This window comes from Frankia gtarii (assembly GCF_025403375.1).
GTDB lineage: Bacteria > Actinomycetota > Actinomycetes > Frankiales > Frankiaceae > Frankia > Frankia gtarii.
This window is the reverse complement of sequence record NZ_JAMPTM010000029.1, coordinates 17,637-38,860: the sequence shown is the minus strand read 5'-3', so window position 1 is coordinate 38,860 and position 21,224 is coordinate 17,637. Positions and strand designations below refer to the sequence as shown.

Sequence of the window (21,224 nt, the reverse complement as noted above, 5' to 3'; positions counted from 1 at the left end):
GCGGGAGGGCATGTCCGGTCAGGGCGCCCCGGTCCGTTCCCGCGACAGAATCCCGTTGATCGTCTGACGGTGGTCCGCCCACCGGCCACCACGACCACCCGTCCTGGGCAGCAGCGGCTCAATGCGCAGACAGATGCTGCGGTGGTCGACGTCGAAGGCCCGCCCCGGTAAACCGCGCAAGCCCGGCCAACGTCCAGTGCCCCACCGAAAGGCCGGGCGATCCCGGCCTCGCGTCGGGGCACCATCCCGGGCGAGCTGTGATCGTCAGGAGAGAAGGAGGCCCGCGGTGATGAGCAGCAGCACCGCCGTGAGGCCGTGAATGGCGTACGCGGTGACCTTGGGTCCCTGGTGGCGCAGCACAATCAGTGCGTCGCCTATCGGGACAACGGTGATCATGAGCATGAACCACCCGACCGCGTGTTGGGTCGAGGCGAGGATCAGGGCTATCGGGACGAGCCCCGAGGCGATGTCGCGGATCCCCTTGACGGCGAAGTAGGCGTCGGCCTGGCCGATGTCCGGCGGCACGGCGACGCCGAAGGCGGCCGCGGCGGCCCGGGGTACGAGCAGAAAGCGTATTCCGATGAAGATGATGGTGACGCTGACGATCCACGAGAGCGCGTAGGCAACATGGGCGGTTGTCATGATCTACCGCGCCGACCTGGTCGCGGGAGCCGCCCCGTCGACGGCGCTCGGCTTGTCGACGGCGTTCGACGTGTCGGCGGCAACGGCAACGGCAACGGGCCGGCGAGTACCCCGGATCCGCCGCACGTGGGCCGCGTAGAGGATCCGGCCGACCGAGAACCAGATGATGCGGGCCGGCAACGGAAGCCCGGCGAGGAACGCCTTGCGCTCATCCGGCTGCGCGTCCTCCAACACGGCACCCAGCAGGGTCAGGAGCGCGTCCTTCGGGGTGTTGGCGAGGAAGTGCTCGCCCTGGGCCGCCCATTCCGGCACGCTGAGATACTCGGCGGCGAGTGGCAACAAATGCGATTCCTCGTCGTCGAGATGCTCGATCAGTACCGCCCGGTGCGCGACGAGAGCCTCGACGAGGGCGTCCCGATCCGAGCGGCCCGCGCCGGACTCCCAGGTCACCAGGGCGGTCTGCACCCGGACGAGGCTCGCGGCCACCTCCTCGTGCTGGGCCTCCATCCGCAGCACGACGTCGGCACCCAGGTCCAGGCGGGCGAGCAGCAGCGGCCAGACCAGCTCGTCCTCACCGTGGTGGTGGACGCCGAGGCCGAGCTGGTACCACCGGAAGTAATCGGCGAGGACCCGTGCCCGGGCGGTGTCGCCCACGGGAACCCGGGCCGTCAGCTCGGCCAGCAACCGCGATTCGCGGCGGAAGGCCCGATGAATGATCGCCATCTCCTGGGTGTTCGGGCGTTCGGTGTCGGTGTCGGGGGCTGCGGCAGTGGTCACGATTTTCCTCTCTCGGTCGCGGCCTTTCCGGATCCGCGGCCTTTCCGGATCCGCGGCCCTCCTGGGCCGCGGTCGGACTGTTCGGTTGAGCTGTTCGGTTGAGCTGGGATCAGCATCGGCGGCGGCACTTGGAGCGCTCGTGGAGCTGAGTTGGAGCCGTCCCGCCGGTTCGCCGAATGGCTTGGACCGGATGGATAGGATCGGTACGCGATGGTCCGGATCCGAGTGCTCGGCCCGCTGGCGGTCGAGGTGGGCGGACGCGCCGTCGCCCTGGGCGGGCCGCGGCAACGGGCGGTTCTCGCCCGGCTCGTCGTCGCCCGCGGCGAGCTCGTCTCGGTCGGCAGGTTGATCGAGGATCTGTGGCGCGGCGAACCACCGGCCAAGGCCGTGACCTCCCTGCAGTCCTACGTCTCCAATCTGCGCCGGCTGCTGGAGCCGGGGCGGCCGCCGAGGACACCGTCGACGATCCTCATCAGCGCGAACCCGGGTTATGCCGTCGCGCTCGACCGGGATGCGGTGGACGCCTGGCGGTTCGAGTCGCTGCTGCGCGAGGCCCGGCGCAACACCGCCGCCGGCACCACATCCCGGGCGCTGATCTCCGAGGGCCTGTCACTGTGGCGCGGCGACGCGTTCGGTGAGGTCGCCGACGAATCCTGGGCCACGGCCGAGACCACCCGGTTGGCGGAACTTCGCGTCGAGGCCCGGGAGATGCTCGCCGCCGTCGAACTGCGCGCCGGCGACCTGTCCGCCGCCGTGCGACTCGCGGACACGCTCACCCGGCGCGAGCCCCTGCGGGAGGAGGGCTGGCGGCTGCTGGCCCTTTCCCTGTGGGGCAGCAGCCGCCAGGCCGACGCCCTCGACGCGCTGCGCCGCGCCCGTCGGCGGCTGGCCGAGGAGCTCGGTCTGGACCCGGGCCCCGAACTCGCCCATCTGGAGGAGGCGATCCTCCGGCAGGACCGGGACGTCCTTGATGCGGCGATGCGCCCCCCGGTGCCCGCGCCACGCGGATCATCCGAGCCGGGCGGAGCACCGGAACCAGCCCGAGCACCGGAACCGGATGGAGTGCCGCAACCGTTGCCGGCCGCCGCGCCAGCCGCCGAGCTGTTCGCCGGTCGCGAGCGGGAACTCACCGCGCTGGCGGACGTCGCCGCCGAGGTCGGTGCCGATCGCGCGAGGATCGCACTGGTCAGCGGCGAACCGGGCGCCGGGAAGTCCGCGCTGTTGCGGCGGTTGCGCCACCAGCTCGACGGGGCCGGCTGGCTGGTCGTGACCGGGCAGTGTCTTGAGGCCGAGGGGGCTCCCCCGGCCTGGGCGTGGCTGCAGGCTCTGCGCGACCTGGCCGACGCCGCTCCCCCGCCGGCTGCGCTGGCCGAACTTCTCGAACCTCTCCTCTCGCACCGGATGACCGACGACCCGCCGGGTCACAGGCCCATGAACGTCGACGTCGACGTCGACGTCGACATGAACGTGGACGTGGACGTGGATCGGCGGGACCGTGTCGACGCCTCGGCCGGTCGGTTCCGACTACACCGTGCAGTGATGGCATGGCTACGAATGGTCGCCGAGCGGAATCCGGCGGGAAGGCTGGCGATCGTCCTGGACGATCTGCACTGGGCCGACGCGGAGACCCTGGCTCTGCTCGGTGCGGTCGGTACGCAGGTGACCGATGCGCCGATCCTGCTGCTGGCGGCCTACCGGGACGGGGAGGCCGACCCGGGCCTGGCCGAGGCTCTCGCCGGGCTGGCCGCCCGTTCACCGCTGCGCCTGACGTTGGGTGGGCTCTCGCGGGCGGCCGTCGCCGACGTCATCGGGGCGGTCTGCCAGCCGCCCGTCGACCCCGACACCGTGCTGGCCCTCGCCGAACGCACCGGAGGAAACCCGTTCCACGTGTGGGAGAGTGCCCGGCTCCTCGCCAGTGAAGGGGCGCTCGTCGCGCTTTCCGAGGTGCCGGACGGGGTGCGCGACGTGCTTCGCCGGCGGCTCGCGCGCCTGCCCGAGGCGTCGGTGGCGGTGCTGCGGCTGGCCGCCGTCGCCGGCCGGGAAGCCGACGTCGAGGTGCTCATCGACGCGGCCAGCACCGACGAGGAGGGCGTGCTCGATGCCCTGGATGCCGGGCTCATCGCCGGTCTGCTCACCGAGCCCGCGCCGGGACGGGTCCGGTTCACCCACGCCCTCGTCCGGGACACCCTGAGCACCGATCTCAGTCAGCTACGCCGCGCCCGCATGCACAGCAGACTCGGCGCCGCCCTCGCGCGGTTGCAGCCCGACAACCTGCCGGCGCTGGCCCACCACTACATCCGGGCCGCCTCGGCGGCCACGGCGCGGCGCGCCGTCGACTACGCGGTTCGGGCGGCGCAGATCGCCGAACGCCGCTACGCCCACGACACCTCGGCGGACCTGCTCGCGGGCGCGCTCGACAGCTTCGACCGTATTCCGGCCGGCGATCCCGCGCCCCCCGGCGACGATCCCGCGCGCCCCGGCGACGATCGCGACGCCGAGCGGGTGATGCTGCTCGGCCGGTTGCTGCGGGCGCAGGTACGCGCCGGCGCGGTGGCAGCCGCGCGCACCACCCGGCAACGGGCCATCGATCTCGCCGAGGCGGCCGGTCGCGAGGATCTGCTGATCGCAGCCTTCACCGCCTGGACCGAACCGACTCCGTGGCAGACCCGTCCCTACGGGACCGTGGACACCCCCGTCGTCGCGATGCTCACCCGTCTGCTCGATCGGCGTGGCCTCGACGCCGCCGTGCGCTGCAGGCTGTTGGACGCCCTGAGCACCGAGCTCGCCGGCGAGGACGGCGACCGATCCCGGCTGGCTGCCGAGGAGGCGGTCACGCTGGCCGCCGACGGGGACGATCCCGCCCTGCGTGCCCTTGCCCTCACCGCGTTGGTCAGGGTGCGCACCCACGAGGCCGACTGGCCGCAGCGGGGCCGCGTCGGCCAGGAGCTGATCGAGCTCGGCGTCGGGCACGACCTGCCCGCCTACCGTTCCTTCGGCAACTTCACCCGCGCCATCGCGGCGGTCGCCGACTCCGACGTCGCCGGCGTCCGGCGCTTCGTCGCGGACGGGATGGACCTCGCCCGCCTGTACCGCATGCCGGAGGCCGAGGGCGTCGGCGACTACGGGCAGGCGATGCTCGCGCACATCGCCGGCGACCTCGACGACGCCGAGCGCCGGTACTGCGAGGCGAGCGTCCGGATGCTGCGCCACGGGTCGATCCACGCCGCCGGCTTCCAGCTGCTGGCCCTGGCCACGCTGCGCATGACGCAGGGCCGGATGGCCGAGTTCGCCGCGCGGGCCGACGACCTGCTCGCCGCCCACGGGCCGGTCATGATCGACCTGCTCACGCTTGCGCTGGCCCGGGACGGCCAGCCCGCCCAGGCCGCGCGGTTGCACGCCGCGGCCGAGCCGCTGCGACCCGATTTTCTCTATTCGGCTCTGGGCGTGCTGCGCGCCGAGGCCGCCATCGCCGTCGCCGACCGTTCGCTCGCCCGCACGATGTACGCCGACCTGCTACCGCTGCGCGGGCAGTTACCCGGCACCCTGAGCCTGTCGCTGGCGATGCGGCCGGTGGCCCACACCCTCGGTGATCTCGCCCTTTTTCTCGACCGGTCCCCCGACGCCGCCGACCACTTCCAGCACGCGCTCGCGGTCGCCGAACGCTGGGGTGCCGCCCACTGGGCGGACGAGGCACACCGTGCCCTGGCCTCCGTGCGCGCAGCCTAGCTACCGGATCTATCCGCCGGCTCGAGCGTCCTGCGCCGCGGCGGGGCGCGTGGACCGCAGGACCGCGTCCAGCAGCCCCGGGAACTTCTGCTCAAGCTCGGCACGCAGCGACACGAAGCAGCGCGTGCCCTCAGGCCGACTGAAGACGACACCGGCGTCACGAAGCGTCTTCATGTGATGGCTCAACGTTGACTGCCCGACCGGCACGACGAAGTCAGGTTGCACATGCTCCTGCCCGTCGCTGAGCACCGTCACGATCTCAAGCCGGATCGGGTCCCCCAGCGCGGACAGCACTCCCGCCAGGCTGATCTGGTCGGCGGAGGGATGTACGACGCGACGCATGCGTCGATGTTACGCTCACCTATCATCGACGATTATCGATTAAAGGAGCCTGTAGTGGGCGAACTCCCAGGGTCCAGGGCTCTCGTCACAGGCGGCACGCGTGGGATCGGCGCGGCTGTCGCCCGGCATCTCAGCGACGCCGGCGCCCGTGTCGTCGTGTCCGCTCGATCCCGCGGCGACTACGACGGACCCGGCCACTTCGTCGCAGCCGACGTCGCCACGGCGGACGGCCCCCACCAGCTCGCGGCCGAGGCGGCCGCCCACCTCGGCGGCATCGACATCCTCGTCGACAACGCGGCCAGCCAGACCCGCGTTCCCGACGGCGTCCTGGCGATGACCGACGCCGACTGGCTCACCGACCTCAACGGCAGCCTGCTGTCGGCCGTCCGGCTGGACCGCGCGGTGGTGCCCGGCATGATCGCCGCCGGGGGCGGCGTCATCGTGCACATCGGCTCCAACGCGGCCCGGCTGCCGCAACCGGCTGCGCTCGCGTACGCCTCGGCCAAGGCCGCGCTGGCCACCTACAGCAAAGGACTCGCCAACGAGGTCGGCCGCCGCAACGTGCGGGTCAACCTGGTCTCGCCCGGCGTGATCGAGACCTCCGCTCTCTCCGCCCGGCTCCGGACCCTCGCCGACGAAGCCGGCACCGACCTCGACACCGCGCGCCGGCAGTTCATGACCACCTTCGGCGTCCCGCTCCAGCGCCCCGGCACCGCCGACGATGTCGCCGCGCTCGTCGCCTTCCTCGTCTCCCCGGCCGCCAGCTACCTGACTGGCACCAACCATGTGATCGACGGCGGACTGCTCCCCACCGTCTGAACACCCAACGACCGGTTAGGCTGCGCCATGGCCGCGCTGATGCACCGACCGGACGGGATTTCCTCCCCGGAGCAGGTGCTCCGCGCAGCCGGCGTGCCGTTCACGGCGATGGATCACGATCCCATCGTCGGGCAGGCGGACGCGGAACTGCTGGGCCTCCCGACCGAGCGGCTGTTGAAGACGATGGTGTTCGGAAATGCCGACCTCGGCTTCGTCCTCGCCGCGCTCCCGGTCACCGGCCGGGTCAACTACGGCAGGCTGGCCCGGGCGGCGGGAACCTCCCGCGCGAAGCTCACCCAGGCGGCGCCGGAGGACCTGGGTGCACTCGGCATGGAGCCCGGCGGAGCGAGCCCGGTGTGCGCCGTCCCGGGAGTGGTCGTGGTGTTCGACCTCGCCGTCCGGCAGATGGGCGTGGTCCACTGCGGCAGCGGGCGGGCCGATCGCACCCTTCAGGTCGACGTCGGCCATCTGATCGAGCTGGTCAAGCCGATCTTCGGCGAGCTGTCCCGGTGAGGGCGAGACGCTCTCGGCCCTGACGTCGATCGCCACCGAGATCACCCGCCGGGGCATGGGCTGCACGTTGACGACCGGCGGGTACCGGTTGAGCGCGGCGGACATCCGGTGGCCCGCCGACCGGGTCGACTGACGCCCCGCCCGGATGCCGAGAGTGATTCCGGCAATGCGGTTCGTATTAGGATAATTCGCGAGGATCGCCAGCAGCCGTAGAGGGGATGGTCGCACGTGAGCAGTGGGGCGCCGCACGAGTCCGAGGACCAGGACGCGGGGGGTACGACGTGGCGGACGACCCTCGGGGGCGAGCACAGCCCGATCGACCTGAGGACCGACCAGCCGCATTCGGCCCGGATGTACGACTACTACCTCGGCGGCAAGGACAACTTCCCCGCCGACCGGGAGGCCGCCGAGCAGGCCCTCGCCGCCTTCCCGAACGCCCGCGTCGCGTCGCACGCGAACCGGGCGTTCATGGCCCGCACCACCCGTCACCTCGCCGGTGAGGCCGGGATCCGGCAGTTCCTCGACATCGGCACCGGCATTCCCACCAGCCCGAACCTGCACGAGGTGGCCCAGGCCGTCGCGCCGGACGCCCGGGTCGTCTACGCCGACAACGATCCGATCGTGCTCGCGCACGCCCGCGCGCTGCTCACCAGCACCCCGCAGGGCACGACCGCCTACCTCGACGTGGACGTGCGCAATCCCGAGAGCATCCTGGCCGCCCCGGAGCTGCGGGCCGCCCTCGATCTCACCCGGCCGGTCGCGCTCTCCCTGATCGCGATCATGCACTTCATCCCCGACGCCGACGACCCGCTCGACCTGCTGCACCGGCTGTTGCGGGAGCTGCCCTCCGGCAGCTACCTGACCATCACCCATGCCACCGCCGACCACGACGAGGGGATGGAGCGGCTCGCCGCTGCCTACCGCGCCGGTGGCATCCCCGCGCAGCAACGCACCCGGGCCGAGGTCGCCCGCTTCTTCGACGGCTTGGAGCTGCTCGATCCCGGGCTGCAGATCGTGCATCGCTGGCGTCCCGACGGCGAGACCCCGACCGATCTCACCGACGCCCAGGTCAGCTTCTACGGCGCCGTCGGCCGCAAGCCCTAGCCGGCCACAAGCCCTAGCCGGCGGCGCCGGGGGCCGGCTTGCGTGAGCGGATCAGCTGTTCCTGCGAGATCGCGAGGATCAGGTTCCCCGCGGCGTCTCGAACCGAGCCGGAGTACAGCCCGAGTCCGCTGGAGGCGCTGGTCGGCCACATCTCGAGGGTCAGCCAGTCGTCCGCCCGCGCCGGGGTGTGGAACCAGATCGAGTGGCTGACGCTGGATTCGGTGCTGGCGATGGCGGGATCGGCGAGCTGGCCGAAACCGGTGCCGATGTCGGACATGTAGGCGATGGCGCAGGTGTGGGTCAGCCAGTCGTCCGACAGCGGTCCCACGGGGAGGATCTCGGCGTGGTCCGGGAAGAAGAACCGGTCGCCCTGCTGGCGGCGGGGGGTGAACTCGCACAGGTCGAGCAGGAGCATCCGATGCTTGTCCGGCGGCTGGGTGTAGGCGCGCCCCAGCCGCGGCACCGCGTCGAGGACGAACTCGCCCGTGCCGCGGGTGAACGACGTCACCATCGAGAAGATCACTTTGTCGTCCTGAAGGGCGACGACCCGGCGCGCCGAGAAGGAGCCGCCGTCGCGGTCGCGGTCGACGTGCAGGGTCACCGGGGCCCCGAGCCGTCCGGCGCGCAGGAAGTAACCGTGCAGCGAGTGCGGTCGGCGATCGGGTTCGATCGTCATCGCTGCCGCGCGCAGGGCCAGCGCGAGGATCTGGCCGCCGTAGAGCGGGTAGCCGCCGGTGTCGACCAGGTTCACCGACTGGAAGTCATCCTCCCCGACGGGCACGATCTGCAGCGCCTGCTCAAGAGTCTCGGCGACGGCATGCTCGCTCACCTGGTCATCACTCGCACGGGACCGACATTCCCACAGCCGCTGGCGAGACAGCAACCGTTGCCCGGGCCGTGGGACGAAGCCGACACGGGAGCGGCACCGATACCGACTCGACCGAGAGCCGGTGGCCGCCGATATTTCCCATTTGTCGACCGAGGAAGTAGAGAATACTGAACACACCGATCTCCCTCGTGCGGCCGGTGCGCGGCCCCTCGTCGATCTGGAGCAGGCGTGGCACCCGAACCGGGGATCCACGTTGACGGCGTCGGCTGGGACGACCCGGCGGCGGTGACACTGCGGAACTTCATGATCGCGAAGATGTGGCTCCGCTACGCCGACCGGCTCCCGGTCGGGCATGCCGCACTGCGCTGGCTGGGTGACGCATTTCGTGGCCGGCGTCGGCACCGGAGGCACCAGCAGCGGTCATGGCAACCAGGGTGGCGCGACACCCCATCCCCATCGGGGCACCGGGGCGTGCGGGATCGGCGTGGCGGCCGGCTGCGAGTTCTCGACCGCGATGCGGGTTCCCCACTCAACGTAGCTCATGAACGCCGCCCGGAACTCTGGGTCACCGGGCAGCCCGACCTCGTCGGCGGCATCGACCAGGAGGCTCGCCCAGCGCCGGCGCTGCCGCTCGGTGATGGCCTTGCCGAGATGATGGGCGAGCATGTTCTCGTAGCCGCCGCGGAGTTCCGTATATGCGGCCGGGCCGCCGAAGACCTCGCCCAGCCACATCGCGACGTGGTGCGCATGAGCCGGATTCATACCGGCGAAAAGGGGCGCGAGCAGCTCGTCGTCGGGAACCATCTCGTAGAACCGTGCGAACAGCCGCTCGAAGGCATCCTGACCGCCGGCCCAGTCGTAGAGGCTCGGGGGCCGGAGCGTTCCGGCACCGGTGCCGACGACCGCGGTCGGCGTGTAGTGATGCATCTCCTCGATGGCATCGACGTAGGGTTCGATCTGGGCGAAGAAATTCCGGAAGAGTTTACTCTTCCGGAAGCCCTCAAGATGACCGTCGAGCGAGTCCCAACTTATTCTCAGGATGTATTGACCAGAGTCCTCGACACCCCGGGAGAGCTCGAAATCGAGACAGCTCGGTGATTCCCGCAGCGAGTTCACCGCCCGCCCGTAGGCTGCTTCGAACTCGTCCGCCCGGAGCTCGGGTATTCGGTAACGGATGTATTCGAGAATCATTCTTCGGACCTCCCGCGGCAAGGCTACCAGAAGCTTGCAGTACCCTGGGTACGCACTTTTTGGTGCGTACCCAGGGCGCCGCCCGGTGCCGTGAGAGGAGACTCGATGGCCGAGCGCACCTATCACTGTCCGGTGGAGGTGACCGTCGAGGTCATCGGGGCCAGATGGACACCGGTGATCCTGGCCCACCTCAAGGAGAATGACCGGCTCCGCTTCGCTCAGATCCGTCGGCTGATACCCGACATCACCGAGAAGATGCTGACCCAGCGGCTGCGGGAACTGGAGAGCGCCGGGATCGTCGACCGCACGCTGGTGAGCGCCACGCCCCCACACGTGGAGTACCGGCTCACCACGGAGGGCCGCTCCCTGTCGCCGGTACTCCAGGCGATGTGGGACTGGGGTCGGCAGCGGGCGACGACCAGGCGGCTCACGGTCGAACCCATCCGGATCAGCGGGTAAGACCCGTAGCCGGAACCGCAACCGCGCCACGCGCCCCGCATCCAGCCCCGATGCTGCTGAGCGATTCGGCCGGGGCGATCCGCTCGCCCGAGTCGCCGATGGGCGCGCGATCGGAGGAACTCCGGGCGAAGATTCGGACTCCGTACCCCGCCTCCGAACTGGGCGGCAACATTCGGACAACGTTCCGAACTACCTGCCTGCGAGAGGTTGCACCGCACCGATGATCGGCCCCCTCGCAACCATGGCTCAGAGCGACCGGTCCCGCGGTTCACGTTGAGACGTCGGGTCGACGGTGGGTCGGCAAGTTCATGACTAGAATTGTTGATCATGGATCTGAGGCAGTTGGAGTACTTCGTCGCGGTCGCCGAGGAGCAGAACTTCACCCGGGCGGCCGGGCGGGTGCACATCAGCCAGTCCGGGGTCAGCGCCCAGATCCGCCAGCTTGAACGGGAGCTCGGCGCCGAGCTGTTCGACCGGTCGGCGCGCACCGTCACCCTCACCGTCGCCGGCAAGGCCGCGCTCGAACACGCCCGCACCGCCCTGGCCGCCGCCGGGGCGGTGAGCCAGGCCGTGGGCGAGGTGACCGGGCTGATCCGCGGCCGGCTCGCCGTCGGCATGGTCATCGGCTGCACCATCACGCCGCTGTTCGACGCCCTCGCCGCCTTCCACCGGTCGCATCCCGGCGTGGCGATCTCGCTGCTGGAGGACAGCTCCGACCGCCTCGCCGAGCAGGTGCGCGCCGGCACCCTCGACCTCGCGCTGATCGGAACCGCGACCGCCACCGTCGAGGGGCTGGACACGCTGACCATCGTCAGCGAGCGGCTCGTCGCGGCCGTGCCCCCCGACCACCCCCTGACGCGACGGCGTCGGGTCACCCTGCGGGACCTGGAGTCCTACCCGATCGTCGCCATGCCGCCCGGTACCGGCCTGCGCGCCGTGTTCGACGAGGCCTGCGCCGCGCAGCGCCGGCGGCCGCTGATAGCCCTGCAGGCCAGCGCCGCCGACGCCCTCGCCGACCTCGCGGCCCGCGGCCTCGGGGTCGCGATCCTCAGCGCCTCGATGACCGCCGCGTACGCCGACCGGCTCACCGCCCGCACCATCGACGGCGTCGAGGCGCCCGCCATGCTCGCCCTGATCTGGCGCGGCGGGCACGGTCCGGCGGTGCGCGCGGCGCTCGCGCACCTGCACCGCGCGTTCCCGGGTTCGGCGGCCGCCGTGTGATAGGTCTTGGCGCCGCCGGCGCAGTCGCCGCCGGGACCGGCCGGGACGGAGCGCGAGGTGACGGACGCCGGCGGCACGCGGCTGCACCGCCAGCTCGGCCTGGCCGCCCTGACCTTCATCTCGCTCGGCTCCGTCATCGGGTCCGGCTGGCTGCTCGGCGCGCTCACCGCCGCCCAGGCGGCCGGGCCCGCGTCGGTCGTCTCCTGGGCGATCGCCGGCGCCCTGGTCGCGCTGCTCGCGCTCGTCTACGCCGAGCTCGGCGCGGCCTATCCGGTCGCCGGCGGCACGGCCCGTTATCCCCGCCTGGTGCTCGGGCCGCTGGGTGGATTCGTCGCCGGCTGGGTGGCCTGGATTCCGGCCGTCGCCCTGGCACCGCTCGAGGTCGAAGCGGCGCTGTCGTATCTCGACCACGGATTTCCCGGCCTGGTGGACAATGACGGCACACTGACGCGGGGCGGTCTCGTTCTCGCCGCCGCCGCCATGGTTGTCTTCACCGTGGTCAATCTGCTCGGCGTGCGCTGGCTGGCCCGGACCAACACCGTCACCGTGGTGTGGAAGGTGCTCGTTCCCATCATCACCATCGTCGCGTTGACGGCCGTCGCCTTCCATCCCGCGAACTTCACGGCGGGGGGTGGATTCGCCCCGGCCGGCGCGAAAGGTGTCTTCGCCGCGCTGCCCGCCGGGGTGGTTTTCTCCCTGCAGGGTTTCGAGCAGGCCGTGCAGATGGGCGCCGAGGCGAAAAGGCCGCGTCGGGACATCCCACGGGCGATCATCGTCGCCACCCTGGCCGGCACGGTGCTGTATTTCCTCCTCCAGGTCGCCTTCATCGCCACCCTCGACCCGGCTCGACTCGTCGGGGGCTGGGCGCAGCCGCTCGGTGCGGGCGATTACGGCCCCTACGCGACGCTGGCCACCGATCTCGGCCTCGGTTGGCTGGCGACCCTGCTCTACCTCGACGCGGTGGTCTCACCGGGGGGTACCGCGCTGATCTACGTCGGTACCTCGGCCCGTCTGTCCTATTCCCTGGCCCGCACCCGGGGCCTGCCGGCCGCGCTGGCCAGACTCGACCGGCGCGGGGTGCCGATCGTGTCGGTGCTGCTCGCGGCCGCCGTCGGGATGGTCGTGCTCCTGCCGTTCCCCAGCTGGCAGAACCTGGTCAGGTTGATCAGCTCGGCGACGTTCGTCATGTACGGCTTCGCGCCCGTCTGCCTGGCCGTGCTGCGCCGCGCCGACCCCGACCGGCTGCGCCCCTACCGCCTGCCGGCCGCGCGGATCCTCGCCCCGGTCGCCTTCGCGGCGGCCAACATGATCGTCTACTGGTCCGGCTGGCGGACGAACCAGAAGCTGTTCCTCACGATCGCGGTCGGACTGGCGGTGTTCGGGGGTTACCGGGCGACGCGGCCCGCGACCGAGCGCCCGGACCTGGAATGGCGCGCCGCGTGGTGGCTCGCGCCGTGGCTGGGTGGCCTGGCGGTCATCTCCTGGCTGGGCCAGTTCGGCGGACGGGGCGTCATCCCGTTCTGGGTCGACCTCGTGATCGTCGCCGCCTTCAGCGGTGTCGTCTTCGCGGCGGCCGTCCACGCCGTCCTGCCCACCGGGACGCAGCGACGGCTCGGCGAGATCGAGGAGATCGGGGAGATCGGCGCCGTGCAGGTCAGTGGACTCACCCGAGAAAAGTGATAGTGACATTTCACTTCGGTGGTAACGTTGTCGTCGTCACGTTCAGCGCGATCGGCGGAGAGCGGAGAAGTGATGACCGAAGTATCGGAAATACCACTGCACATGCGGCGCGCACAGTTCGATCCGATCGACGAACTCGGCGAGGTCCGCGACAACGCGGGCGTCTGCCCGGTGGTGACGCCTTTCGGCGTGTCCGCCCACCTGGTGAGCCGTTATGACGACGTTCGGGAGGTGCTTTCCGATTCAGCGCGGTTCAGCACCGCCGACCGGCATGCCCTCACGCCCCCGGACGCCGCCGGGCTGACCGAGCAGGAGTACGCGCGGGCTCGAGTGGGAAATCTCCTCACCTACGACCCGCCGGAGCACACCCGGCTGCGCCGGATGCTCACACCGGAATTCACCGTGCGCCGCATGCGCGCCCTGCGGCCGCGGATCGTCGAGATCGTCGAGGCGGCCCTCGACGACGTGGAGAGGGCCGGCAGACCCGCCGATCTGGTCTCGACGTTCGCCCTGCCGGTGCCGTCCCTGGTCATCTGCGAGCTGCTCGGCGTCCCGTACGCCGACCGGGCGGATTTCCAGCGGCGCACCGTCGACCAGCTCGACGCCAGCCACCCGCCCGAGCGCCGCCTCGCCCTACAGCAGGCCAGCCGCGCCTACATGGCCACCCTCGTCGAACGGGCACGCCGCGAGCCGGGTGAGGACATCCTCGGCATGCTCGTGCGCGAGCACGGCGACGACGTGAGCGCCGAGGAACTCGTCGGGATCGCCTCCCTGCTGCTGCTCGCCGGCCACGAGACGACCGCGAACATGCTGGGGCTGGGTACCCTGGCGCTGCTGCGCCACCCCGACCAGCTCGCCAGGGTCCGCGACGATCCGGCCAGCGTCGAACCGGCCGTGGAGGAACTGCTGCGCTGGCTGTCCATCGTCCACGCCGGCATCCCGCGCACGGCGACGACGGAGGTGACCATCGCCGGGAGCACCATCGCGGCGGGGGAACACGTCGTCCTCGCGCTGCCCGGGGCGAACCGCGACCCGGCGCTCGTCGACGATCCGGACCGCCTCGACATCACCCGCGAGCCCACCGGGCACGTCGCCTTCGGTCACGGCCTGCACCACTGCCTCGGCGCGCCGCTGGCCCGCCTGGAGCTGCGGATCGCCTACCCTGCGCTGCTGCGACGCTTCCCCGGCCTCGCGCTCGCCGTGCCGTACGAGCAGATCGCCTTCCGGCCCTACTCGGTGATCCACGGACTGCAGGCACTGCCCGTCACCTGGTGACGGCCGCGGCCCGCCGGGGCCGCGGCCGGGGATGAGGATCGAGGATCGGCGAGGAAGGAGTGCAGTCGTGCGGATCGTGGCCGATCGAGACCGGTGCATCGGCGCCGGAAACTGCGTGATGACGGCGCCGGAGGTCTTCGACCAGGACGACGACGGCCTCGTGGCTCCGCTGGTCGACGAGGTCCACCCGGTCGATCCGGCCAGCGTCGACGCCGCGCGCCAGGCGGTCGCCCGCTGCCCGGCGACGGCGCTGCGCGCGCTGGAGGACTGACCTGCGCGACGTCCACCGCTTCTTCACCCGAAGGTGACAGGGCCTTCGTTCTTCTTTCGGTGCCGCGGTGACGTCTTTCGCCAGAAAGCCCCCGCCGTCGAGCCGGTCCCTCTCGGCGGTGCTCGGGCGGCGAAGCATCGCCGGACAGGTGTTGATCCTCCAGGTGGTCGTGGTCGCGGCGACCGCGGCGGGCTCAGCGCTGGTCCTCATGGCCCGGCACGCGGCGAGCCGCAGCACGGCCGACCGCGTCCTGGCGCTGCTCGCGCTCGAACTGCGCTCCCGCCTCGAACCCGCTCTCGGCATCAGCCTGCCCGGCAACTTCGTCTGGCAGTACGCCACCCTCGCCGCGCTGGCCGACGGCCTGGCCGAACGCGCAGCCCTGCCGCTCGAGTAGGTACACGCGGGCGCCGAGTCACCCTCGGTGCCCGGGTGCCACGTTCACACCGGACACATGGGCGGCGGGACGGCGTGGTCCCGCCGCCCATCCGGCTGCTCGTCGGAACGCAGATGCGTGCCGAGCCGGTCGATCTCGTAGCCGTCGGGGTAGACGCTCGCGATCAGGTCGAGGACGACCTGCGGTGCCCGCTTGTCGGTGGCGTCTCGGGCCGCGTGCTCGCGCGTCGCGCGGTGGACCCGTTCCCGGTAGGCGGCGTCGGGGTAGTCGTAGCCCAGGGCCGCGACGATGCGGGGATCGGCCAGGCTCATCATGACCTTCTCGACTCGCGGTGCGACATGCGCCGGTACGAGGGTCGCCAGCAGCCGGAGCGCGGATTCGGCGAGCCGCCTGTTCGACGGCGAGAACCGCACCTGTCGGGCGAAGTAGTCGTCACGGAAGGCCACCATCTCCTCGACGGTGGCGGGCACGTCCCGGATGTTCATGTGCAGGGCCTGCACGCGCTCGAACTCGACGACGCCGAGCACCTCATGCTCGGTGAGTTCCCGCCACCCGTACTGCCGGGCCGCAGTGAGTTGGCCGAGTGTGGTCTCGACCGACACGGCCGTGAAGTCCTCCGCGGTGATCGCGTACTTGCGGTGCATCTCGTTCATCCGCCGCAGCGCGTCGCGCCCCCGACCCGGCACGAATCCGTGGGTGAGCATCTCGTGGTGGATGAGCATCTGATCCACCAGCCGTTTGCGGTTACGGAACTCGAGTTCACCGGTGCGAATCAGGATCCGGGTCATCCGGGGCGGCGAGATCGTCGCGAAGAAGCCGGTCGCGATCTGTGGCAGCAGGGCCCGCTGGAAGTCGCGGTGAAAAAGATGGGTGATCTCGCGGGCATGCTCGACGGGATCGAGCGTCAGAATCCTGTCCCGTAACGCGTATGGGTCTCCGGCGTTCCTGTCCGTGCTCATCGATCATCGCCTCCGCTCGCCTGCCGGTTGGACCCGATCAGGCGATCGCCAGGCCCTCACCGACCCCTTCGATCATTTAGTATGACATAATCGAGGGGATGTCCATGCCTCCCCCGGGTGGGGGCCGGCATGGTCGGCTGTTGGCTGTCGCCCTCGGAGTCGGGGTCCAGGCTCCTGATCGACGAGGTGGGCCTGGTCGACCCTGCCAGCGCCGGGCGCTGGAGGACCGACCAGGCCCACGTCCCGGCTGCTATCCGTTGCCGATGCGCTGCCCGCACAGCGGCTGCGGGTTGACGACCTCGAAGCGGTCGCCGGTGGGGGCGATGCGCACGAAGTCGGAGCAGCGGTCGAGCTCCCCGTGGTCGGCGGTCATGTTGATCTTCTGCACCATCATGCCGTCGGCGTCGTAGTCGGTGATCGATCGCATGCCGCGCATGTACGATTCCCGCGTCGGGCAGCCCTGCTGGGTTTTCAGGCCGCGGATGAACATATCCGCGTTGATGTAGCCGGCGATGGCGCTGTTCTGGCCCGCCGGCTGGATCTCGGGCGAGTAGGCGGCCATCGCCTGCAGGAACCGGCGCTGCGCGGGCAGGTTCCGCTCCAGTGCGGCGAAGGTGAGCTGGGAGTAGGTGCCGACGAGCCGCTTGCCGTAGGCCGCGACCACGCGCGGGTCGTAGCTGACCGCCGAGACGGCGACCTTCACGGGGTGCCCGGCGCTCACTGCCGCGTCGAGCACGCCGGTGTAGAGATCCAGCGGCGAGGCTGCGATGACCGTGTCGGCGCCGGCACCGATGATCTTCCGGGCGACGTCGGTGGCATTGGTGGAGTCGATGTCATCCTGGATCACCGGGATGCCCGCGTTCTCCAGGCTCTGCCGGACGCCCGCCGCATACAGCTTGGACGCCTCGGTCAGGTAGGTGACGACCAGCGCCGCCTTGGTGCCACCCTGCTGGCGCACGAAGTCGGCGAGGGTCGTCGTGCTGCGGCCGGCGTCGGTGACGAAGGTGTAGGTGAACATGTTGTCGTGATCACCCCACAGCGGCTGGTCGGCCACCCCGACAACGGGAATGTGCTGATCGTCGAGGTACTGGGCCGATCCCTGGGAGAACGAGGTGTACTCCAGGACGGCGAAGGCTCCCTCGCCCACCAGGGTCCGCGCGCCCTGGAGACTGCCCCCGGAGTCGGACTGGTCGTCCTGCCAGATGTAGTTGATCTTTCGTCCGTCGACGCCGCCAGCGGCGTTCTGCTCCGCGAACCGGGCGGTCACACCGGCCCGGTAGCCCGAGAACTGGGTCCCCATCACCCCGGTGTCGGGATAGAGGATCCCCGCCTTGATGGAGTCGTTCGTCACCCCCGGCGCGCAGGCCCCCTTCTGCGAAGCATCCGAGACTCCACCGGAGCTACAGGCCACCAGCATTGTCGCCGCCGCCATAACCGCCACAGCAAATCTCGTCCGCAACACCCGCATGAGCCACCTCTCGACTGTTGTTAGGCCTTACTGAACCGGCGCGGCGAAGCCTGCGCCTCGGTATTCCCACCCGCCGAGAGAAAACTGATCCATGGTGTCCCGCCACGACATCGACCGGACATTCCTGCGCCACCGATCTACCGATCCAAGGCGATCTGAAGACGCCGTTCCCACATGACAGTTTTTATGCTGCCCATCTCCCGAACAGATCTTCGAAAATCTTTCGGCGGAAGCCTAGCAGGGAAGGCGTACGGATCAAAAAGCAAGGGGCGCACCCCTGCCGATCCGAGTCACCTCTACCAGACCACAAACCGCCCGAACAAAATCGTTTGCTTGTTGACAGACTCGGGTTGAAAGGTGGACTCCACTACTTCCCATGTTGATATGTAGGGCGGGATGTGGGATATGAATTCCGGGGGTCCCCCGACCGTGGCCAGCCACGCAGCCCGTTTCGAAGCCGACCGGCGACAATCCGCCGACAACCGGGTCGCCACGGTGGTTAAAAGCTCCGTACTATGATAACTTAATCACTCTAAGTGATTATGTGGCGTGCGTCGCGGCCCGGGGAGGGATCCGCGAGCGAGTCCGCGCCGCCGGGGTCAGTGCCGGGTGGGTAGGCGCGGTCGACAACACGTCGATGGCCTGGCGAAACGCACAGCTCTGCCGCTCGACGCCAGGGCAGGAGACCCAGGTCCGCCGCCGCCCGGGGGCGCCAATTCATCTGGTTCTCGCGGATCAGCCTCGTGGACAACGTGTGCAGAGAGTCCCGGCGCCGATCGGCGATCCGACCATGGATCCGGACGACCCTCACGTGCGCCTTCGCCCGATTCCTCGAACCCTTCTGCTCGTGGGCAAGGTTCCGCTGCGCGCGGGCGAACCGGACGCTGTCCCCTTCCTCATGCTTCGGGTTGGTGACCTTCTCCCCGGTCGACAGAGCGACCAGCGCGGTGATCCCCGCGTCGACCCCCCCACGCTCACGTCCACCGGCGGCAGGCTGGCCACGGTCTCCTCGACGAGGATCGACAGGTGGTACTGGCCGCGGCTGTTGCGTGACACCGTCACCTGTGACGGCACCGCACCGTCGGGCAGCGGCCTCGACCAGACGATGTCCAACGGCCGGCCCTGCTTCGCCAACCTGACCTGACCGTCCCGGTAGGTGAAACAGTTCCGAAAATAGGTCGCCGCGTCGACGGTCCGACCCTTCTTCCTGAACGACGGAAATCCGGCCCGCTTCGCCCAGAAGTTCACAAACGCCGCTTGGAGATGGCGAAGCGCCGCCTGCAACGGGCCTTTCGACGGCCCGGTCAACCACAGCGTCTCCGGATCCCGCTTCCACCCGGTGAGCATCCTGCTGGTCTCGGCATGAGTGACCCGGCGCTACTCCTCCCGCCACGCCCGGGACCGCTCGGCGAGCGCCCGGTTGTACACGTAGCGGACACAACCAAACGTCGCGGCAAGCTGCGCGGACCGCGCCGGATCCGGATAGAACCGGTAGCGGTACGCCCGCTTTCATGGTCACCGGGTGCGGCCGGCGCCGACCGGGCGGGGTAGGGATAGCCCTCCCACCGGAGCGGGTTCTCTCCCAGGTTCGTAGGGAACGCCAGGTATCGAGCGAAACGCCGGACGGCGACGGTCGTTGCATGACGGAATCGCCTGCGAACAACCCGGAACCACAGCTGGCGGATGACCATTTCGACCAGCTCGTGCGCCTGCACCGGACCGCCCTGCTCTCCTACACGACCCAGCTCACCGGTGGCGATCGCGGCCGGGCGGAGGACGTCGTGCAGGAGACCTTCCTCCGAGCCTGGCACCACCTGGACCGGTTGACCCCCGACCGCGGATCGGTCCACGGCTGGCTGCGCCGCGTGGCGCACAACCTCGTCGTCGACGGCTACCGGAGACGCCAGGCCCGGCCCACCGAGCTTGAACTGGCGCCGGAGCACGCCGAGGTCCCCACACAGCCGGACCACGCCGAGTCGGTTCTGCTCGCGACCACGGTGCAGGCGGCGCTGACTCGGATCTGGCCCGAGCACCGGGCCGCCCTCGTCGAGGTCTACCTGCGGGACCGCACCTGCGCGCAGGCGGCGACGGCCCTCGGAATCCCCGAGGGGACGGTGAAGAGCCGGGTGCACTACGCGCTGCGGACCCTGCGCAGGCAGGGTGAGTTGACCGTGCTGTAGGGCGCGTCAGGTCCGGGACGCGGTGCGGCCGGCAGGGATCGCCATCGGATCCGGTTCCGGATCCGAACCCGGAACCGGAACCGGAACCACGGGCCCTCGGTCGCCCACCAGCTCGGTGTCCGTGACCGTGGCCCGGGTACCGGGTCCGAGCACCAGTGCGGCGCCCGACGTGGCGTGCACCCGGCTGAGGGAAAGACGCGGATGCGCTGAATCCCGCACCCGGATGCCGTCGTCGACGTCGCCGATGTCGAGCCCGACCAGCCGCGGCGCGGCGGCGCCCTCGATCGACACCCCGATCGGGCTGCCGTGCACCCGGACGCCGTCCAACCAGGCAGTCGAGCCGCCGAGCAGGAGGACCCCCACGTCACCGCAGCCGGCGATCTCCCCGCCAAGGAAGGTCGGGTGGGCGCCCCCGTCGACGACGACCCCCGCCGCAGCGCTGCCGCGCACCGCACAGCGCTGGATCTCGGCGGCCGACCGCCCCGAGGCGTGCAGCCCGTGGCCGGCGGGGCTGTCGACCACGCATTCGACCAGGCTCGGCGCGGCCCGGTCCACGGTGACCACCGCCGGACCGGCGGTGTCGCGAAACCGGCAGTTCTCGACGGTGGGCCGGGCCCGGTCGGCGACGTAGAGGCCGACCCGACCGCCCTCCACCAGCGAACGGACGATCCGCAGGCGGCAGTCCTCCCGGGCGAGGACCGCGGCGCTGGACAGCGAGCTGATCCGGCAGCGCTCGAGCAGCGCCGCTCCCGTCCCGGCGGCCAGCACACCGACGCCCTCGACGTCCGTGAACGCGCAGCCGCGCAGGATCGGCATCGCCCCGCCCGAGACGATCAGACCGGCACCACCGATGCCCGCCAGGGCGACGCCGACGAGTTCGGCGACGCCGGCCTCGACCACCACCCCGGCGCCGGCGGAATTACCGATCCGGCCCCCGAACATCCGGGTCCGCCCGCCGTGCAGGTGCAGCGCCATCGCCGCGGTCGCCCGCAGCTCGCACCCGTCCATCCGCAACCGCCCACCCACGACTCGGATCAGCGGCAGCCGTTCGCCGCCGCCCCGGATCACCAGGCCCCGCAGCCTGATCTCCCCGTCGGCGACGAGCAGGGTCGAGCCGGGCGGCACCTCGATCACGACGCTGCCCGGGCCATCCTGCGCCTCGACGGTCACGGCCCGGGTCATCGCGGGCGCCTCCCGGTACACGCCCGGGGGCAGGGCCACCGTGGCGCCCGGGGCGGCGAGGGCCAGCGCCCGGGCGAGCCGCGCTCCGCCTCCGGCCTGCGCGGCGAAGGCGCGGCGGACGGCTGCGGTCATCGCGGGCTCCCACAGACCTGGCCGGGCGGGGTCGCGGCGAGGCCTGCGCGCGGCCAGGTC

Annotated in this window: 20 protein-coding genes and 1 pseudogene; 11 read left to right on the top strand and 10 right to left on the bottom strand. The window is 70.8% G+C overall.

The features are described from left to right. Positions 1–264: 264 nt before the first annotated feature. Both NBZ83_RS07305 and NBZ83_RS07300 read right to left on the bottom strand, forming a co-directional pair. Entirely contained in the window at positions 265–642 is a 378-nt protein-coding gene (locus tag NBZ83_RS07305; protein WP_261567504.1) for a DUF4267 domain-containing protein, read from the bottom strand. Positions 643–645: 3 nt separating this feature from the next. Beyond that, a complete protein-coding gene (locus NBZ83_RS07300) occupies positions 646–1,419 on the bottom strand; it encodes a hemerythrin domain-containing protein (RefSeq protein WP_261567503.1) in 774 nt (257 codons plus the stop codon). A gap of 210 nt (positions 1,420–1,629) precedes the next feature. Here NBZ83_RS07300 and NBZ83_RS07295 point away from each other — a divergent pair, with 210 nt between their 5' ends. Beyond that, positions 1,630–5,145, top strand: coding sequence for an ATP-binding protein (locus tag NBZ83_RS07295; protein ID WP_261574596.1), 3,516 nt, complete (start codon positions 1,630–1,632; stop codon positions 5,143–5,145). Between the two features lie 9 nt (positions 5,146–5,154). Here NBZ83_RS07295 and NBZ83_RS07290 read toward each other — a convergent pair whose 3' ends face one another. Further along, entirely contained in the window at positions 5,155–5,487 is a 333-nt protein-coding gene (locus NBZ83_RS07290) for an ArsR/SmtB family transcription factor (RefSeq protein ID WP_261567501.1), read from the bottom strand. A gap of 54 nt (positions 5,488–5,541) precedes the next feature. On the opposite strand from NBZ83_RS07290, the gene NBZ83_RS07285 reads away from it, so the two are divergent. The 3 genes from NBZ83_RS07285 (at position 5,542) to NBZ83_RS07275 (ending at position 7,923) form a co-directional block, all read left to right on the top strand. Next, positions 5,542–6,306, top strand: a complete 765-nt coding sequence (locus NBZ83_RS07285; protein ID WP_261574595.1) for an oxidoreductase — start codon at positions 5,542–5,544, stop codon at positions 6,304–6,306. Between the two features lie 27 nt (positions 6,307–6,333). After that, the gene (locus NBZ83_RS07280; protein ID WP_261567499.1) at positions 6,334–6,819 is read left to right on the top strand and encodes an aminoacyl-tRNA deacylase; all 486 of its coding nucleotides are present in this window, start codon (positions 6,334–6,336) and stop codon (positions 6,817–6,819) included. 228 nt (positions 6,820–7,047) lie between these two features. Beyond that, positions 7,048–7,923, top strand: a complete 876-nt coding sequence (locus tag NBZ83_RS07275; protein WP_261574594.1) for an SAM-dependent methyltransferase — start codon at positions 7,048–7,050, stop codon at positions 7,921–7,923. A gap of 13 nt (positions 7,924–7,936) precedes the next feature. On the opposite strand, the gene NBZ83_RS07270 is transcribed toward NBZ83_RS07275, so the two are convergent. Both NBZ83_RS07270 and NBZ83_RS07265 read right to left on the bottom strand, forming a co-directional pair. Further along, positions 7,937–8,752 (bottom strand): acyl-CoA thioesterase, encoded by an 816-nt coding sequence (locus NBZ83_RS07270; RefSeq protein ID WP_261574593.1) that lies wholly within the window; start codon positions 8,750–8,752, stop codon positions 7,937–7,939. A gap of 420 nt (positions 8,753–9,172) precedes the next feature. Further along, positions 9,173–9,943: a globin domain-containing protein gene (locus NBZ83_RS07265; protein WP_261574592.1), complete on the bottom strand. Its 771-nt coding sequence runs from the start codon at positions 9,941–9,943 to the stop codon at positions 9,173–9,175. A 105-nt stretch (positions 9,944–10,048) separates the two neighbouring features. On the opposite strand from NBZ83_RS07265, the gene NBZ83_RS07260 reads away from it, so the two are divergent. From NBZ83_RS07260 to NBZ83_RS07235, 6 genes are all read left to right on the top strand, one after another. After that, on the top strand, positions 10,049–10,402 hold the full coding sequence (locus NBZ83_RS07260; RefSeq protein ID WP_261574591.1) for a winged helix-turn-helix transcriptional regulator: 354 nt from the start codon (positions 10,049–10,051) through the stop codon (positions 10,400–10,402). 327 nt (positions 10,403–10,729) lie between these two features. After that, complete coding sequence (locus NBZ83_RS07255) at positions 10,730–11,623, top strand: LysR family transcriptional regulator (RefSeq protein ID WP_261574590.1); 894 nt, start codon at positions 10,730–10,732, stop codon at positions 11,621–11,623. Positions 11,624–11,680: 57 nt separating this feature from the next. Next, complete coding sequence (locus NBZ83_RS07250) at positions 11,681–13,303, top strand: APC family permease (RefSeq protein ID WP_261567493.1); 1,623 nt, start codon at positions 11,681–11,683, stop codon at positions 13,301–13,303. A 72-nt stretch (positions 13,304–13,375) separates the two neighbouring features. Further along, positions 13,376–14,578 (top strand): cytochrome P450, encoded by a 1,203-nt coding sequence (locus NBZ83_RS07245; protein WP_261574589.1) that lies wholly within the window; start codon positions 13,376–13,378, stop codon positions 14,576–14,578. A 67-nt stretch (positions 14,579–14,645) separates the two neighbouring features. Next, positions 14,646–14,849 (top strand): ferredoxin, encoded by a 204-nt coding sequence (locus NBZ83_RS07240; protein WP_261555736.1) that lies wholly within the window; start codon positions 14,646–14,648, stop codon positions 14,847–14,849. 148 nt (positions 14,850–14,997) lie between these two features. Beyond that, entirely contained in the window at positions 14,998–15,243 is a 246-nt protein-coding gene (locus NBZ83_RS07235; RefSeq protein ID WP_261574588.1) for an acyl carrier protein, read from the top strand. A 44-nt stretch (positions 15,244–15,287) separates the two neighbouring features. Here the strand turns inward: NBZ83_RS07235 and NBZ83_RS07230 are convergent, their stop codons facing one another. From NBZ83_RS07230 to NBZ83_RS34490, 4 genes and pseudogenes are all read right to left on the bottom strand, one after another. Continuing rightward, positions 15,288–16,202 carry a hypothetical protein gene (locus NBZ83_RS07230; RefSeq protein WP_261567490.1) on the bottom strand — a complete coding sequence of 305 codons (915 nt, stop codon included), beginning with the start codon at positions 16,200–16,202 and terminating at the stop codon, positions 15,288–15,290. A 250-nt stretch (positions 16,203–16,452) separates the two neighbouring features. After that, the gene (locus tag NBZ83_RS07225) at positions 16,453–17,634 is read right to left on the bottom strand and encodes an ABC transporter substrate-binding protein (RefSeq protein WP_261567511.1); all 1,182 of its coding nucleotides are present in this window, start codon (positions 17,632–17,634) and stop codon (positions 16,453–16,455) included. A gap of 568 nt (positions 17,635–18,202) precedes the next feature. Continuing rightward, a complete protein-coding gene (locus NBZ83_RS33275) occupies positions 18,203–18,982 on the bottom strand; it encodes a transposase (protein ID WP_261567489.1) in 780 nt (259 codons plus the stop codon). 65 nt (positions 18,983–19,047) lie between these two features. Beyond that, positions 19,048–19,119, bottom strand: a pseudogene (locus NBZ83_RS34490) (helix-turn-helix domain-containing protein); the annotation flags it as partial. 191 nt (positions 19,120–19,310) lie between these two features. Between NBZ83_RS34490 and NBZ83_RS07210 the strand changes: the two are divergent. Continuing rightward, a complete protein-coding gene (locus tag NBZ83_RS07210; protein WP_261567488.1) occupies positions 19,311–19,850 on the top strand; it encodes a sigma-70 family RNA polymerase sigma factor in 540 nt (179 codons plus the stop codon). A gap of 6 nt (positions 19,851–19,856) precedes the next feature. Here the strand turns inward: NBZ83_RS07210 and NBZ83_RS07205 are convergent, their stop codons facing one another. Continuing rightward, a complete protein-coding gene (locus NBZ83_RS07205; protein ID WP_261567487.1) occupies positions 19,857–21,164 on the bottom strand; it encodes a right-handed parallel beta-helix repeat-containing protein in 1,308 nt (435 codons plus the stop codon). Between the last annotated feature and the right edge of the window lie 60 nt (positions 21,165–21,224).

What these genes read in the sequence shown, in the direction of transcription:
- NBZ83_RS07305 (WP_261567504.1), bottom strand. Translation starts at nt 642, where the DNA reads ATGACAACCGCCCATGTTGCCTACGCGCTCTCGTGGATCGTCAGCGTC.
- NBZ83_RS07295 (WP_261574596.1), top strand. Translation starts at nt 1,630, where the DNA reads ATGGTCCGGATCCGAGTGCTCGGCCCGCTGGCGGTCGAGGTGGGCGGA.
- NBZ83_RS07290 (WP_261567501.1), bottom strand. Translation starts at nt 5,487, where the DNA reads ATGCGTCGCGTCGTACATCCCTCCGCCGACCAGATCAGCCTGGCGGGA.
- NBZ83_RS07280 (WP_261567499.1), top strand. Translation starts at nt 6,334, where the DNA reads ATGGCCGCGCTGATGCACCGACCGGACGGGATTTCCTCCCCGGAGCAG.
- NBZ83_RS07265 (WP_261574592.1), bottom strand. Translation starts at nt 9,943, where the DNA reads ATGATTCTCGAATACATCCGTTACCGAATACCCGAGCTCCGGGCGGAC.
- NBZ83_RS07260 (WP_261574591.1), top strand. Translation starts at nt 10,049, where the DNA reads ATGGCCGAGCGCACCTATCACTGTCCGGTGGAGGTGACCGTCGAGGTC.
- NBZ83_RS07255 (WP_261574590.1), top strand. Translation starts at nt 10,730, where the DNA reads ATGGATCTGAGGCAGTTGGAGTACTTCGTCGCGGTCGCCGAGGAGCAG.
- NBZ83_RS07245 (WP_261574589.1), top strand. Translation starts at nt 13,376, where the DNA reads ATGACCGAAGTATCGGAAATACCACTGCACATGCGGCGCGCACAGTTC.
- NBZ83_RS07230 (WP_261567490.1), bottom strand. Translation starts at nt 16,202, where the DNA reads ATGAGCACGGACAGGAACGCCGGAGACCCATACGCGTTACGGGACAGG.
- NBZ83_RS07225 (WP_261567511.1), bottom strand. Translation starts at nt 17,634, where the DNA reads ATGGCGGCGGCGACAATGCTGGTGGCCTGTAGCTCCGGTGGAGTCTCG.
- NBZ83_RS07210 (WP_261567488.1), top strand. Translation starts at nt 19,311, where the DNA reads ATGACGGAATCGCCTGCGAACAACCCGGAACCACAGCTGGCGGATGAC.
- NBZ83_RS07205 (WP_261567487.1), bottom strand. Translation starts at nt 21,164, where the DNA reads ATGACCGCAGCCGTCCGCCGCGCCTTCGCCGCGCAGGCCGGAGGCGGA.